Source organism: Desulfoluna sp. (assembly GCF_030145185.1).
Lineage (GTDB): Bacteria > Desulfobacterota > Desulfobacteria > Desulfobacterales > Desulfolunaceae > Desulfoluna.
Genome location: NZ_JAQYWB010000019.1, coordinates 18,635 through 33,837, shown reverse-complemented (window position 1 = coordinate 33,837; position 15,203 = coordinate 18,635). Strand labels below are relative to the sequence as shown.

Sequence of the window (15,203 nt, the reverse complement as noted above, 5' to 3'; positions counted from 1 at the left end):
TCGCACGACGCAAAAGGCAGACGAGACTCTGGAGAGGATGGGCCGTGACGGAGCCCGGGCCTGGCCTTGCGCAGACGGTGTTTTATCCGACCTCGGTGGAGGTCGTTGAGGTTCGGACACCGGCCGCAGCCATCTCGACAAAAAAGGCTTCACTCAGGTGGTGAAAACCGCTAACGGGGCTCATGGCATCGGTGAGGAGTGTGACCCGTGTCGCCAGCGTGGGACGTGCGGTGATCAGGTCTCTGAGGCTGTCGGCCACGCAGTGGGACGAGGCTTCGCCGGCGACATAGATTTCATCAAAGCCAGAGAGGTCGTCCAGCAGGGCCTTGTGAAACAGGGCGGCAGGTTCTCCCTCCCGTTTGACTTTGGGCTGAAAAATGGAAAAGTGTTCCGTGTGCCGGCAGTGGCCTTTGGGGATCATGACAAGATCGGTGTGCCGGTTGGCCCAGCGGTTTAAAATGGCGTCCAGGGGGTGGTAGACCGCATGCCCCCAGGTGCCCATGATGCAGTGGGGGGGCCAGATGACGTGGGGGGCGCACTGTGCCAGGTACGCCTCGCTCCACGCCTGGTCGGAAGGGTTTGCAGCGCGCCAGGCACCGTTTGTCACCTCCTCTTCGGAGAGGAGGGTGAAGGGCGCTGGAGGGTTGCCTTGTTTGTCCACCCACCAGGCGGGGTGGGCAATGTGCATGCGGTTATGAGAGTCCAGGGTCACCACGATCCGGTCGAAGGCGTCGCCGTTCATTTCAATGAAATCGGTGAGACGCTCCATGTCTCGACTGGCCCCTTCCACAAAGAGCTCGCCTGCGGGGTCGCAGAATGAATTCTGGGGGTCAATGATCAAAAGAATCCGTTTCATGGTTTTTCTCCTCGGTTTAGGCCTTCTTTCTCTTAAGGTTTTCCAAACACCCGCTTCATGTAGGCCAGGTATCCCTGATCGTCGCACATCTGTTTGCCCGGCGAGTCGGAAAGTTTGGCCACTGGCGTTCCCTGGCAGCGTGTCATCTTGATGACGATTTGAAGGGGCTCGCCTACGACGTCATTGGTCAGGTTGGTGCCGATGCCGAAATAGGTGATCAGACGATCCTTGAAGTGACGGGCGATTTCAAGGGCTTTGGGGAAACTGAGGCCGTCGCTGAAGACCCCTACCTTAGAGGTGCTGTCAATGCGCAGCTTCTGATAGTGGCTGATGAGTTTTTCGCCCCATTCGATGGGATCGCCGCTGTCGTGGCGACATCCGTCGAAGAGTTTAGCAAAGTACATGTCAAAATCTTTTAAGAAGGCGTCGAAGCCCGCCACGTCGGAGAGGGCGATACCGAGGTCGCCTCGGTACTCCTGGGCCCAGTGCTCCAGGGCGAACTTCTGGCTGTCCACAAGCCGGGGGCCTAAGGCCTGACTGGCCATGAGCCATTCATGGGCCATGGTGCCTACGGGCGTGAGGCCGTATTTCCAGGCATAGAGAATGTTGCTGGTGCCCATGAAGTTTTCGGGAATGGCCTCGGTGAGGGTTTTGATGACGGTCTCCTGCCAGTCCCGTGAGAAGCGTCGGCGCGTGCCGAAATCGGAAAATTTAAGAGGCAACCCTTGGGCGTTCGCGTTTTTTACCAGGTCGATTTTTGTCTGAAGCCTTGCGAGTCCCTCGGCGAGGTCGGCGTGGGGGTGGTGGTGCCGAAAGTAGACCTCGTTGATGATGGCGAGGACCGGGACCTCATAAAGAATGGTGTGAAGCCAGGGCCCCTTGATTTTCAAGACATAATCATCGCCGTCCATTTCGGATGTGATGAATTTGCGATTGAGTTGAAAAAGGCGGAGAAATTCGATGAAATCCCGTTTGATAAATCGCAGGCCTTGAAGAAACTCGAGCTCTTCTTCTGTAAATCGAAGGCCGCAGATGTGATCGAGCTCTCGATCCACTTCGTCGGTGACGGATGCAAAGTCGATACCATGATTGCGGCAGCGAAACTCATATTCCACTTCCGCCCAGGGAAACTGGTGAAGAACGCCCTGCATCATGGTGAGTTTATACAGGTCGGTGTCCAGCAAAGATTGAATGATCGGGGTTGTCAACGGATGGATCTCCACTGTTGTGGCGCCGAAAAGGCGAAATCATTTCAACGGGCGCCCCTGCCCGGGGTCACCAGGAGTCGGTCTCCACGGCCTGAGTGCTGAGGAGGGTGAATGCATCGAGCCCGGAGGGTCGTATTCAAGGCGCTTCAACCGGGGTGGATGGCCCTTGGAAATCATCCAAAGGTAGGCCAAAGGTATACCCACCACACCAAATGTCAAGTTGAATTTATGTTGTTTATACCAAAACTATAAATCAGGGGAAACATGCAGGCAATCTCAAAGGCTGGCGGCCGTCTCAGCTCGATTGGTTTTGTCTTTGGCGTTGCCGGGAAATGGTGATTTTCTCGAGTCGGATGGAGTCTGGGGCTCCCTTTCAGGGAGCCCCTTTTTTTGAGTGCCTGTTGAGCTGAAATTATGCGAAATCGGTTTGAGATTTAGAAATCAATGGCTGTTCCGTCGTAACAGGCCTGGAAGATCGCTTTAATCTCTTCAAACTCAGGTTTTCTTGGATTGAAAAGGGTGCAGGGATCCTTCATGGCATTTTCGGTGAGAGTATCCAACGCGGCTTCCCACTCTTTTTTATCGATGCCATACTCTTTCAGTGAGCCGGCAACCCCTGTCGAGGCACGCAGGTCTGAGACGGCCTGGGCAAACTCTTCAGCGGTTGATTTACCCGACAAGGCTGCCAGGTCCTTATACTTGTCGGTTACCTTGGCGTTAAAACGAATGACGTTGGGCATGAGGATGGCATTGCCGCAACCGTGGGGGACGCCGAAGGTGCCTCCGATCTGATGCGACATAGAGTGAACAATACCCAACCACACGTTGGTAAATGCCATGCCTGCCATGCAAGAGGCGTCGTGCATGGCCTGGCGAGTCTCTAAGTGGTTGGGCTCTTCAACGGCAGTGGGAAGATGCTTGAACACCAGATCAATCGACCCCTTGGCCAGGGCATCATTATAACGGTCCGCAATGTTCGAGACATAAGCCTCCACACCATGGCTCAAGGCATCGAGACCGGTATTGGCCGTAATGTGCCTGGGCATGCTGGCACAAAGCTCACCGTCAATAATCGCCACGTCAGGGGTTAATTCGTGGGAAACGATGGGGTACTTTGTCCCTTTTGCTCTGTCGGTAATGACAGAAAGACCGGTGATTTCGGTGCCCGTGCCGCTCGTTGAGGGAATGGCCACGAAATAAGCCTTCTTGCGCAGTGGCTTCACCGCGAAGGGAGCGGCCAGTTCTTCAAGGGTTGACTCCGGGTGCTCATAAAAAACCCACATGGCCTTGGCCGCATCGATGGCTGAACATCCGCCCAATCCGACAATGATGTCGGGCTGCTCCTGCGTGAAGAACTCCGCACCTTTCATAACGGTTTCAATGGACGGATCGGCCTCGACACCCCCAAAAACAGCGGATTTAATATTCGCTTCAGACAAGAAGTTCTGAGCTTTTTCCAAGGTCCCGTTTTTCTGAACGGAATGGCCGCCGATCACAATCACCGCTTTTCCGCCTTTGAGTTCTTTGAGGTTCTCAAGAGTTCCTAACCCGTGGTAGATTTCTTTGGGGACGATAAATTTTGTCATGGTTTTTCCTGCCTTTTTTCGTGACGTGCTTTTGTAAGAACAAAGCCGTATTGTTCCGATATGGCTTTTCCTGGGATCGTCAATTCTTTGTTGGTTTGCTTCTGCCTGTATAATGCCGGGCCAGCTGTTTCGCCCCTTGCGGAATTTACTTTCCGCAGGAGACGTTTTTTGTCCGACGTGGGGCAATAAACCTTTTTTAAAATTCCCTGTAAAGTAGGCACTTTTTCGTGTTTCAGTATGCTTTTGGTGGCGTGGTTCCCAAAAGGGAACTATCTTTCGGCTGGGTGCAATTCTGTGTTATGGCAGGAAATGCATGCGATGGAGGGTTTCCAGGAAGAAGCCTTTCGGGCCTTGCGACCGGGTGCTCGATTCGGAAAAAAATAGGATAAGATAGCTCTTAGAGCAGAAATAGAAGGCTGGAGGTGCGTGATGCCGGAAGACAGGACCCATAAAGTCAGTTGCAGTTCGTATGTTAATGAAGTGGAGGTCGCCTTTGAAATTCTCTCAGGAAAGTGGATTCCGCTTATCGTCTGGACCCTCTCAACAGAAGGCACAAAAAGGTTCGGCGAGTTGAGACGCATCATGCCGTCGGCAACCCAGAAAATGCTGACTCAACAACTGAGAGCCCTTGAAAAGCATGGAATCGTCAGCAGAAAAATCTACCCGGAAGTTCCCCCTGTTGTTGAATATTCGTTAACGGACATTGGCCGGAAACTAAGCCCTGTCTTGCAAGACATCAGCACCTGGGCCATTGAATACCTGGCGGGCCGAAATTCCAGCTCCCGGTGATTCTGGCGCACCTTGCCGCCGAGGCACGTTTTTGCCTCGAACTTTAACCATAGAAGGCTGCTTTTCATGAGCTGAAGGGTGGGACAAACATCCCTTTCAGCCAACCCCAAAAAGCCCGTCTCCAGACATATTTTGGAGACGGGCTTTTTAGCGTTCATAGCGTTTGATTTTGCGTCATCCTCGGCTTTATTTACTCTGTAAAAATGAGATACTCCCGGATTGGGGCGTCGGACCGGAAGGAGGGCAGAGGGTTGTTCTTTTGGCGCGGCTTGATGGTGATGATGAGAACCCTTGCCAGGGGATCGTAGAGGGACAGGTGTTCGGGAATACCCAGCCCCCCTTCTGAGTGGAAGGTGCCGGAGATATGCATCACGAGGTTTTTCGGGTCCTGTTTTCGGGCTTCGGAAATGGACCAGGCCATGGTGGCATCCCAGAGGGCCTGGGCATCGGGGAGACTGTGTTGGGTTGGTTTTTTTATCCCCTTTGTCTCCTTTATCCCCTTTGTCTCGAAGCGTTCTTCAAGGGCTTTCAGCTTGGCGAGATAGGCGGGTGAGGCCCCCTGGTAGGGAAGGGGGGCGATCCAGCTCCGGGCTTCGGGGCTGAGCTGTTCGAGGGCCGCTTTTCCTTTACGTGAGACAAGGTTGACATAGCGCCTTGGGGCATTGGCAGCGATGACGGGGGCACCCTTCTCTTTGGCCAGGTTGAGCGTTTTTCGGTATGAGGGGCCGTAGTTTCCCCAGGGGCGGGAGGCCGCCATGAAGTGCATCTCGGTGATGAGGCCGGAGAGGTATTCGTCGGTGACGGGCTGGAGATCCCGGGCCAGCATCTCAAGGGAGAGAGCCACCCCAGGGGTCTCTCCCGACTTTGCCCGCCTTTCAAGGATTCCTTTGAAAAGGGCATACTCCAGATGGTGGGCGGAGGGGTTGTCGTGGGTCTCCCCCACCAGCAGCACGTCTGCCTGTGCGGCCTCGTCCAGAAGATCAGCCTGGCTTACCTGGGTACCGTCGGGATGGAGGATGGTGTAGCGGGGTTGTTCCATGGTTTTTTTTCCGAAGCTGTTGCATCCGGTTGTCAGAAGAAGGGTCACGATGAGAAGGCCCAGGGCGTAAAGGGGACGATTTATCACAGGGCACCTTTGGGGTTGGGCTCCCCATTAAAATGGGGAGCGCCATGGGGGGTCAGGGGATTAAAAATTACGGTGGATGCGGATGGTGCTGTTTGCGATGCGTCGGTTAAACATCTCTTTGGCCCATGCCTTGATGCGATTCCGGGAGGTGGGGATCAGCAGAAGGATGCCTGTACAGTCGGTGAGGAGGCCTGGAGTGATGAGGACGATACCCGCGATGAGGATCATGAAGCCGTCAATGAGCTCTTCGGTGGGCGTGATGCCCTGATCCATGCATGCCCTGATCTTCATGATGGTTTGAAGTCCCTGGATTTTGGCAAGGGAAGCCCCGGCAATGCCGGTGCCGATGACTAAAGCAATGGCGGCAAAGGGCCCCATGATTGACCCGATCTTGATGAGGAGCCAAAGCTCGATAACCGGGATCAGGGTGAACAAAAGGAAAAGACGTAAAACCATGGGGCATTTCTCCATTCAAATCGTGAGGGGTGGCCCGCAGTGATGCGGTTCCTTAACAAGATGGGGCAGATTTGGGAAATGTCAAGTCAGGGGTTTTCCAGCGAAGTCTTGCCACGGGGGCGGGCTGAGGCGTCACGATTCAGCTTATGAAAAGCGGCCTCCGGCGGCAAGGTGTGCCGCCGGAGGCCGGTGTTTTATTTCTTTTTGCTGCGCGGGTGTTTTTTGATGGATTTTAAAAAGCGGTCCACACGGGTTTTGACGATGGGGAAATCGTCCCCGCGGTCGTCGATGCAGTCCCCGTCGATGGTGAGGATGGGGATGCCCGCTTTCTTGAACATTTCGTTTTCCATGATGGATCCGCCGTGGAAGTGGCGACAGGACTTCGGGTAGTAGGCAATGATCCCCTCGGTGTCGTCCGGGAGCTCTTTGATGGCGATTTCGGTGCGCGCCGTGACCGATGAGAAGGCCGGGTGGAGGACGGTTCGCCTGGCAATGGAGCGGATGGGATCGGATGGATCCAGAGGCTCCCAGAAGGCAAAGTTAACCTGAGACGCGGAGATGTCGATGCGCTCATCCAGGTAGGGCATCAGGGGGGACTTGAAGTAGGGGCGCAGGTGGAACCAGGCGATGCGCGGACGGGTTTCGCTTTCGTCGGGCGCAGGATTTGCCTTGTATGCTTTGCAGCGGGATTTGTAGACATCCACGATGCGTTCGGTGCCCCAGGTTTGCATGAGGTTGGCGGCGTAGTCGAGCTCGCGCACCCCTTTTTTGGCCGAGGCGAACTGCTGAAGGATCACGTCGTTGCCTTCATTGAGCCAGGTGCGGGCTTCGTTGGTCCATCGGATGACCTGGCGGAGTGTCTCTTCTTCCAGGGTGAGGCCGGTGTGCTCGGTGATAAAGGCGATCATCTCAAGGAGCTGTTCGTGAACGTAGGCCACGCCCTCTTCCACCCGTTTGATGTCTTTTTCATCACGGCTGCTTGCCAGATCGTAGAGGCCGTAGGGGATGTCTAAGACAAACTCCGGGCGTTTGTAGGTGTGGGAGGCCAGCTCGGCGTATTTGGCCGAAGGGTCGCAGAGGTGGGTGGAGGTGATCAGGACATCCGGGGTGGGGAGGATGTCTTCAATCACGCCGCCTGCCACGGTCTTCATAAAGGAGCAGAGGTCGATGGAAAAGTCGTTGGCCTCGGCGGTCTCGATGCGTCCTCTGGCTGCCCCGGTCATGGCAAGCTGGGAGGCAACCATCTCCGAGGTGAAGGGGAGCAGGCCCATGGCGTACATGATTTCAGTGGGGACAAAGAGGCTTCGCCAGGCCATGGGCTGGTAGACGAATTCTCCGTTGGTATCGAGATTATAGGCGTTAAAAAACTGCTCGGTGTTGAGGTAACCCCTTTTGGCTGAAGGGGAGAGCGTGTCAAACGCTTTGGGAAAGGCCATCTTGACCGCATCCCCCGGTTCGATCCCCTCAAGGCCGTTGACGCGAAGCAGGTTTTTTACCTGGACCTTTCGTTGCTCCGTGTTCTCTTTTATCATGTCCGCTCGGTTCATCTGTTTCTCTTTCTTCTTTTTTTGAGTCGCTTGATAAATGACTGAATTTCACACTCGTTGATCTCGGTGCTGATGTCTCCGTCCAGGACCTTCATGGGTACATCAATGGGGCTATCATTTTTAAGGCGTGCCCACTGCATCTGCATGTTGGAGCAGAACTGCATGGAGTAGTAAAGGACGCCATCCACCCGGTACTCTTTGATCAGAGATTCGATTTCGCTGATGGCATCCTGGGCCGCCTTACCGAGCATGCGGGGGCAGGGGGTCTGGGTGAGGTAGAGGTCGGCCAGCTCAAGGAAGGGGTCTTCGTTGAAGGCGGCCTCGCCGGTATAGGCGCGCAGGCCGGTGCACATGTGTTCTACCACAGAAAGAGCCCCTGCAGCCTCGATGGTTTTTATGAGAGAGCCGTTGCCTGGACCGCCGATGATCATGATGCGCGGGGCGTTCTTGTCTCCGGTTTGGCCCTCTTTGTCGGCGATGAAGGTCTCTAACCGGGCGTTGAAGGTCTCCCTTGGCATCTCCCAGGATGCCGCAATCAGTTTCTCCACCTCCCGCCCGGTGACGGCCGGGGCCTCCTTTTTACGGAGGGCGTCGATGGCTCTGCAAAGGGCTCGGGTTTTGTTGCATGTGGCCATGGAGGCCCTTAAGGCCTCTTCAGAGATGGGTCCGACATGGGCCTCTATGTCCTCTTTCATTCGTCTCAGGCCGCCGGCAAAGAAGGCGATGCTGGATTGGGTGACGATCTTCGGCACGTCTAAGAGGTGGAGCATTTTAGGCTTGATCTCATCTTGGCGATAGAGCCAGCCGTCGGCTAAACGTCTCATGCACTCGCAAGAGTGGGCGATGACCACGCCAGAGAGGGCGTCGTAGGATCCGGTGAGGGCGCCTCCCATGCAGGATCGGACATAGGAGCACATGGAGTCTCCCAGGACCACGTCCTCATGCTCGGCGCCGGAGTCTGATTTGAGGCCCACGGGAAGGGCTCCTGCCGCGTGGAGTATTTCTACGGGGGTGTACGTGCAAAACCATCCGATTTTTTTCAAGTGGGCTAGCCTCCGACCTTTGTGGTTAATATCTCATCTGCATAGGCCGCGGGAGTGTTCTCGTATGCTTCGCAGGCGTAAAGGGTCTGGATCACCTCGTCGCCTCTGGTCAGGTGTACGAGGTCGCAGAGCATGGTCCGGTTGCAGCCGATTTCCCTCGCGCGGGTGCACTCGGTGAAGGTGGAGGTGATCTCCTGGATGGCCTCAATGCCTCGGAAAGAGCCCCTTTCTTCCACTTCGTCACGGGCAAACAGGGCCATGCCGATGGCGCCCATGACCTTGTGGTGTATGGGGATAAAGAGTTCGGCCTTTTCGCCCCGTGCTTCACCGAGGATATCCTCCATGGCTTTTTTGACCCCGCTGTTGGAGGCCACGCCTCCCTGGAAGGCGATGGGGGTTTTCAGGCGTTTTTTGTTGATGCCCAAGGTGGAGTAGAAGTTCATGGCCAGGGACCGGTGAAGGCCGGCGATAATGTTCTCTTTGGTGTTGCCCTTGGCTTGCTCGGCGATGAGGTCGCGTCCCACGAAGACCGTGCACATGCTGGAAAAGGTGTAAGGTTTTTTGGCTTTCAGGCCCGTCTCGCCGAATTTTTCAATGGGGATGCCGAGGCGGTCTGCCTGGGCGTCGAGGAAGGCGCCGGTCCCTGCGCCGCATTTTTTGTTCATGCACGCATCCTCCAACTCGCCATCTTCGATGTACATGACCTTGGAGTCCTGGCCACCGATATCGAAGATGACCTGGGTCTCGGGGAGGAGGTGGAGGGTCGCCTCGGCGTGGGCGTCCAACTCCGTTTCGTAGACATCGGCGCCCAGCAGAGCCGCAGAGATCTCATGGCCGCTTCCGGTGACGCCGGAGCCCAGGATGTCGATGTTGGCGGGCAGCTTTGCCGATATGCGGGAAAAGGCTTTTTTGATGTTATTGATCACGTCCCCTTCTGTCAGGGTGTACTCGGTATCAAGGACCACGCCTGCCTCGTCAACGAAGGCGATGTTGATGGAGATGGAGCCGGCATCCAGGCCGATGAAGCCCTTGATGGTGTTGCCCCAGGTGCCGCAGACCAGGGGAAAGGCCAATACCCGGGTTTTTTCGCTGATGTATTTGTAGGCCGGTTTTTTCAGCCCCTGGATGAGGGTGTCAATTTTTTGAAACGGGGAGGCCGGGGTCTGGTCGGCTGTTTCTGCTTTGATCCAGAGGTCAGAAGCGGTGGTGCTGATCTCGACTCTGGAGCCGTCTTCACATGTAAAGGTGGCGGTGTCTTCTTCGTTGATGGTGTGGGTTCGCGTCTCTTTTTTAAGGATGTCGATGACCGGTGCCACAGACCCCCAGGCATCCTGGACACGGTCTTTTGCTTTTTGAAGAAACAGGTAGGGGATTCTATAGAAGATCTGTCCCGGCTTGAGTGGCAAAGACGCAAAGCCTGTGATCTTGTTGGTTGAGATTGTGCCATTATTTATCATGCATTTTCTCTCTTACTCTGTGTTTATAAATGTTTTTGGCCATGAATATGGATAGCCTTTGAAAACGCTGTTTAACTTGAGTTCGACAAAAAATATCGGTTTCCCGATCTGCCCCCCTCCCCTCTGGTGTTACCGGACCGTAAATTCAGCATCCACACCTTTATAAAAAAAACCGTTAGAAAGGTGATTTCTTTGAAAAAGTTGCTGGTAAGCGATCTGCGGTTGATCTTCGACTTCGACAGGCGAAGCCCCGAAAGGGGTGGCTTATTTTTTCCGCATTGATTCATTTTAACTCATCTCTCCTGTTCTGATCTTACATCAGACGCTCGGGAAAAACCTTGATTTTCACCTATTCCCAAGTCTTAACCGGGCGCAGGGAGACGGTCATCAAAACAAAAAAGGATTACCATAAGATCTATCATTCGACAAGTATGGAATGGGAAAGGGGTCTGGGGCCAGACGATGGCGATGGCGGCAGATGTCGTTAAATAAAGTTTTAAAAAGGGTCGTGTGGTTTTCGCTGGACGGTTTGAATGATTTGCCTGGGGGGTCGTTATCCGTTTGTCTTGGAAGGCCTTTCGATAAGAATTTAGTCTTTTTGCTTTTAAGCTAACGATGTCTAAATTAAAGACTGGCGATATATAACCAATTTAGCTAAAATGCCCGCATTGATTATTCAGGCGTAATGAAACTCCTGGTGGGGCGCATTGATTCGTTGGTTTGTGACATGTCTCTGGGCAAGCTGCTTATTTATTGGATTATTGTCTCAAGCCGTCGCGCACGTATGCATACGCAGTGAAAGGAAATTCATGATAATTTTGGAAAGATTGAAAATTGGGACCAAGATACTGATTACATTTTTAATTGTTGGTATTGTTCCCTTTGCTGTGATTGGCTCTGTGTCTCTTTTTAAATCGAGTGAAGCCCTCTCCGAGCAGTCCTTTGAAAAACTTAAAATTGTTCAGGAAATTAAAAAAGCTCAGGTTCGTGAATACTATTCCCGTTGTCTCGGTGATCTTACCGTGCTCTCAAAAAACTATGCCCTTTCTGAGGCCCTCAACCGGTTTCCCCTGCTCTTTGATGAAGATGGGGCCATCAATATGGAGGGTTACGATTTTTACGATACCCGGTATGGGGATTCGATGAAGCTTGCCGTCAAGGAGTATGGATACAATGACCTGCTTCTGATTCAAGCCAGTGGCCGGATCGTCTATTCGGCCCGGAAGTCGCCGGACCTTGGGCTGTCGGTCCTGGAGGGTCCTCTTGCTGAGTCTCATCTGGGTCGGGCTTTTAAACAGGGGCTTGAGGGTATAACGACCACTGATTTTCACCCGTACGCGCAGGCTGATAATCAGCCCATTGCGTTTATTCTTGCCCCCATTGAGGTGGTTGACAAACTGACTCAGGAAACCAAGGTCACGGGCCTTGTGGTTCTGAAACTCGATAACAGTCAGCTCAACACGATGACCAATCGCCGGGAAGGGATGGGGGAGACCGGTGAGTCCTTTCTTGTTCGAAAATCAGGCGGTGGCACCTACTTTCATACGGATAACAAAACCGGCAGTGCCGGTGATGTGGCCTCTCTGACGTACCTGGAGGATGCCTTTTCCCAGGACAGCGGTGCAGGGACCTATACGGAAAATGGCGTCAAACAATTGATCTCCTATGGTAAGATGGGACTTGATGGCCTTGACTGGGTCTTGATTTCAAAGATGGATCAGAAAGAGGCCTTTGTCGCGGTCAGTCAGCTGAAGACCTTGATCGGCATTGTGGCCTTCCTGGGGGTGGCGGCCATCATCCTCGTGGCCTTTTTCATTGCACGATCCATCACACGGCCCATCAACGAAATTGCGGCGGGAATGAAAGATATTGCCGATGGTGAGGGGGACTTAACCGTTCGCCTGGAAATTAAAGGCAGGGACGAATTGTCCGAGCTTTCCCATTGGTTTAACACCTTCATTGAAAAGGTGCAGGAGATTATTCGGCTGGTGTCGGAAAATGCGGATAAACTCAACGGATCTTCCACCGCTCTTGCCAGGATTTCGCATATGATGAGTGAGGGCGCTGATGAAGCCTCTTCCAAATCCATCATCGCGTCGGCCTCATCGGAAGAGATGAGTGCCACCATGCAGTCCATCGCTGCCGCAACCGAGCAGGCATCGACCAACATGAACATGGTGGCCTCAGCGGCAGAAGAGATGACGGTCACCATCTCTGAAATCGCGCAAAATTCCGATAAATCCCATGCTATCACCGGTGAAGCGGTTATCCAGGCTCAAAACGCGGCAGATAAGATGGACACCTTGGGAACCGCGGCCCGGGAGATCAGCCAAGTCACCGAGGTGATCACGGAGATCTCAGGCAAAATTAATCTGCTGGCTTTGAATGCCACCATTGAAGCGGCACGAGCCGGGGATGCGGGGCGCGGGTTTGCCGTTGTGGCAAACGAAATCAAGGAACTGGCCAATCAAACCGCCCAGGCCACCCAGGAGATCCGCAGTCACATTGAAGGCATACAGACGTCCACTGCGGAAACGGCTGATGAGATTAGCCAGATCACCCAGGTGATCAATCATGTCAACGGCATTGTCGCCACGATTGCGTCTTCCGTTACAGAGCAAACCGTCACCACACAGGAGATCGCCGGGAATGTCGCCCAGGCCTCAACGGGCATTCAGGAGGTGAATGAAAACGTGGCCCAGAGTTCTTCGGTTTCAAACAGCATAGCCGATGAGATCTCTCAGATTAATCGAATCTCCGGCGAGACCTCTTCCAGCAGTGCTCAGGTGAGCAACAGTGCCGAGGAACTCTCGGCTCTTGCCACGGAGTTGTCCGAACTGGTGGGGCGTTTTAAAGTGTAGGTACCGCCGATGTCTCCCCTGCCGTATTTACTTGGAAGCGTCTGTGAGGTCGGTTACCAAGAGGCAGGTTTTGCCCCCCCCCCCATGTTTTTAAGGGTGTTTTCTTTGCCTGGGGGTTGAGATCGTGAGACAACTCCTGTAAAAGATGCGTTTGTTTAAAAATACGGTTGAATGTGCCTTGTCACATCCTGCTGCGCGTTGCGGTAACCCGGCGGGATTTTTGCGAACGCCTGGCCCGGGTTCGTCCGTTTTTTCGCGTTTTTCGCAAGGCTGTCTGCAACCTCGCCTTGCCAGGGTCGCATTTATTTTTTATGGCGGTGCCTGTCGTTACGCAACTCGCCATTGTCCATACTCGCCCTCGTCGGGGGTACCAAGAAAGGAATCGTCATGACACAGCGAACAATTACCGTTATTCCCGGGGACGGGATCGGTCCCGATATTATTGATTCAGCCCTTAAAATTTTGGATAAGGCCGGATGCGATTTTAAGTATGAGTTCGCAGACGCAGGCCTTACCGCACTGGAGAAGCACGGTGAGCTCCTTCCCCAGCGTACCCTGGATCTGATTAAGAAAAACGGTGTCTCCCTGAAGGGCCCGCTCACAACGCCCATCGGCAAGGGCTTTACCTCCATCAACGTGACCTTGCGCAAGACCTTTAATCTCTATGCGAACCTGCGGCCTGTGGTCTCTTTTAAAGGGACGAAGGCACGCTACGAGAACATCGATATCATTACCGTGCGCGAGAATACCCAGGGGATGTACTCCGGCCTGGGCCAGACGGTGTCGGAAGACGGATGCACCGCCGAAGCCATGAGCCTTGTCACCCGTGAAGGTGCCGAACGCATCGTCATCTTTGCCTATGAGCTGGCACGAAAAGAGAACCGTAAAAAAGTCACCATCGTACACAAGGCCAATATCTTGAAGTCCACCTCCGGTCTTTTTCTGACCGTAGCCCGGGAGATCAGCAAAAAGTATCCCGACATCGAAACCGCCGAGATGATCGTGGACGCCACCTGCATGAAACTGGTCATGAATCCGGAGGAGTTTGACGTGATTGTTACCACCAACCTCTTCGGGGACATCATCTCCGACCTCTGTGCCGGCCTGGTGGGTGGTCTTGGCATGGCCCCCGGCGCCAACATCGGCGATGACGCCGCCCTGTTCGAAGCCGTCCACGGCAGTGCCCCGGATATCGCCGGAAAAAACCTGGCCAACCCCACCTCCGTGATCCTGGCTTCCATTCAGATGCTGGAGTACCTGGGGATGCAGGAGAAGGCCGATGCCATTCGTACAGCCGTTACCGCGGTTATCGAAGAGGGCGACCGGACCACCTGCGACCTGGGCGGAACCCACGGTACCACCGATTTCACCCAGGCGGTGATGGAGAGACTGTAAGGCAGGGGGCTGGAAAAAAGGGGGAGACGTCGTCTGAGTTCAGCCGGAAGGCCACCGGCAGTCCGGCAAATCCCCCTGGCTCGGGCAGTTGTGACCTGTTTGTTGAATGTTTCAAAAGTTTAGCCCCCGGCAGGGCCGCCGGAGGCGTAAGCTGAATAGTTACTTTATTTCTTCCATTGCCTTTGTTCAGTGCGTCTCATCATGTGTCGGTCCAGGAAAGTCAGCGTCAATATAGGACCACACCCCTAACTCCATGACAAGATATCCTACCGCCACCAATTGGTTGTCTTTAAACGTGTATTTCCAGATCGGGCATTTGCCGTATAAAAAATAAAGGGTCTGAGGGTCTTCATCGGTCAAAGATAAATCTGATTCTGACCGGGTGAAATCCTGAATGACGTCTTCTTTCGTCATGCCCATGCTTCCCGCTGGTGGGCTTTCCCGATATGTGTACGTTGCCCCGATGTTTCTGCATTTGTAGGTGGTCGGGCAGAGATAGACCCAGCAACCGGACAGACAGGATGCAAGGATGATGAACAGGAGCGTCCAGAGCACGATGCGTTTATGATAATCCATGTTTGAAGGCCCTTTTGTCACAGGGTTATGGCCGTTTGTGGGTGTCTCTGCACTCGATATGGCCGGGTGTGTATTCGGGATACGAGGCGGCTGGTTTTAAATGGTTCTTGTATAAGGCATGGTTATTTTCAGGGACGGCCGCCGAGTCGGTTTCTTTTGAGGGCGGTGAAGCGGTCCATAAATTTCAGTTTGTCGCGTTTCTTTCGGGGGCCTGTGGTGCTGTCTTAATTCTTGAATGAGCCGTTCGAGGATTCTGTTGTCACCTTATATGATATGCCATATTCATTTTCCACACAAAGGTTT

12 protein-coding genes are annotated in these 15,203 nt (G+C 53.9%); 3 read left to right on the top strand and 9 right to left on the bottom strand.

The genetic code is table 11. The annotated features are described in order from the left end of the window. Positions 1-82: 82 nt before the first annotated feature. From Q1Q75_RS07980 to Q1Q75_RS07970, 3 genes are all read right to left on the bottom strand, one after another. On the bottom strand, positions 83-856 hold the full coding sequence (locus tag Q1Q75_RS07980; protein WP_300669022.1) for a hypothetical protein: 774 nt from the start codon (positions 854-856) through the stop codon (positions 83-85). Between the two features lie 32 nt (positions 857-888). After that, entirely contained in the window at positions 889-2,064 is a 1,176-nt protein-coding gene (gene pncB / locus Q1Q75_RS07975; RefSeq protein WP_300669020.1) for a nicotinate phosphoribosyltransferase, read from the bottom strand. A 434-nt stretch (positions 2,065-2,498) separates the two neighbouring features. Continuing rightward, positions 2,499-3,650 (bottom strand): iron-containing alcohol dehydrogenase, encoded by a 1,152-nt coding sequence (locus tag Q1Q75_RS07970; protein WP_300669017.1) that lies wholly within the window; start codon positions 3,648-3,650, stop codon positions 2,499-2,501. A gap of 429 nt (positions 3,651-4,079) precedes the next feature. Here Q1Q75_RS07970 and Q1Q75_RS07965 point away from each other — a divergent pair, with 429 nt between their 5' ends. After that, positions 4,080-4,439: a helix-turn-helix domain-containing protein gene (locus Q1Q75_RS07965; protein ID WP_300669014.1), complete on the top strand. Its 360-nt coding sequence runs from the start codon at positions 4,080-4,082 to the stop codon at positions 4,437-4,439. A gap of 190 nt (positions 4,440-4,629) precedes the next feature. Here Q1Q75_RS07965 and Q1Q75_RS07960 read toward each other — a convergent pair whose 3' ends face one another. The 5 genes from Q1Q75_RS07960 to Q1Q75_RS07940 form a co-directional block, all read right to left on the bottom strand. Then, positions 4,630-5,565: a ChaN family lipoprotein gene (locus Q1Q75_RS07960; RefSeq protein ID WP_300669011.1), complete on the bottom strand. Its 936-nt coding sequence runs from the start codon at positions 5,563-5,565 to the stop codon at positions 4,630-4,632. A 60-nt stretch (positions 5,566-5,625) separates the two neighbouring features. Continuing rightward, complete coding sequence (locus Q1Q75_RS07955; RefSeq protein WP_300669009.1) at positions 5,626-6,021, bottom strand: FxsA family protein; 396 nt, start codon at positions 6,019-6,021, stop codon at positions 5,626-5,628. A 194-nt stretch (positions 6,022-6,215) separates the two neighbouring features. Continuing rightward, positions 6,216-7,568 (bottom strand): 2-hydroxyacyl-CoA dehydratase family protein, encoded by a 1,353-nt coding sequence (locus Q1Q75_RS07950; protein ID WP_300669007.1) that lies wholly within the window; start codon positions 7,566-7,568, stop codon positions 6,216-6,218. Continuing rightward, complete coding sequence (locus Q1Q75_RS07945; RefSeq protein ID WP_300669004.1) at positions 7,565-8,611, bottom strand: 2-hydroxyacyl-CoA dehydratase subunit D; 1,047 nt, start codon at positions 8,609-8,611, stop codon at positions 7,565-7,567. Before Q1Q75_RS07945 ends, Q1Q75_RS07950 begins: the two co-directional genes overlap by 4 nt. Positions 8,612-8,616: 5 nt before the next feature. Next, on the bottom strand, positions 8,617-10,068 hold the full coding sequence (locus Q1Q75_RS07940; RefSeq protein ID WP_300669002.1) for an acyl-CoA dehydratase activase: 1,452 nt from the start codon (positions 10,066-10,068) through the stop codon (positions 8,617-8,619). Positions 10,069-10,877: 809 nt separating this feature from the next. On the opposite strand from Q1Q75_RS07940, the gene Q1Q75_RS07935 reads away from it, so the two are divergent. Then, positions 10,878-12,929 carry a methyl-accepting chemotaxis protein gene (locus Q1Q75_RS07935; protein ID WP_300668999.1) on the top strand — a complete coding sequence of 684 codons (2,052 nt, stop codon included), beginning with the start codon at positions 10,878-10,880 and terminating at the stop codon, positions 12,927-12,929. A 387-nt stretch (positions 12,930-13,316) separates the two neighbouring features. Then, on the top strand, positions 13,317-14,324 hold the full coding sequence (locus Q1Q75_RS07930; protein WP_300668996.1) for an isocitrate dehydrogenase: 1,008 nt from the start codon (positions 13,317-13,319) through the stop codon (positions 14,322-14,324). Positions 14,325-14,510: 186 nt separating this feature from the next. On the opposite strand, the gene Q1Q75_RS07925 is transcribed toward Q1Q75_RS07930, so the two are convergent. Next, positions 14,511-14,738 carry a hypothetical protein gene (locus Q1Q75_RS07925; RefSeq protein ID WP_300668994.1) on the bottom strand — a complete coding sequence of 76 codons (228 nt, stop codon included), beginning with the start codon at positions 14,736-14,738 and terminating at the stop codon, positions 14,511-14,513. Positions 14,739-15,203 lie beyond the last annotated feature (465 nt).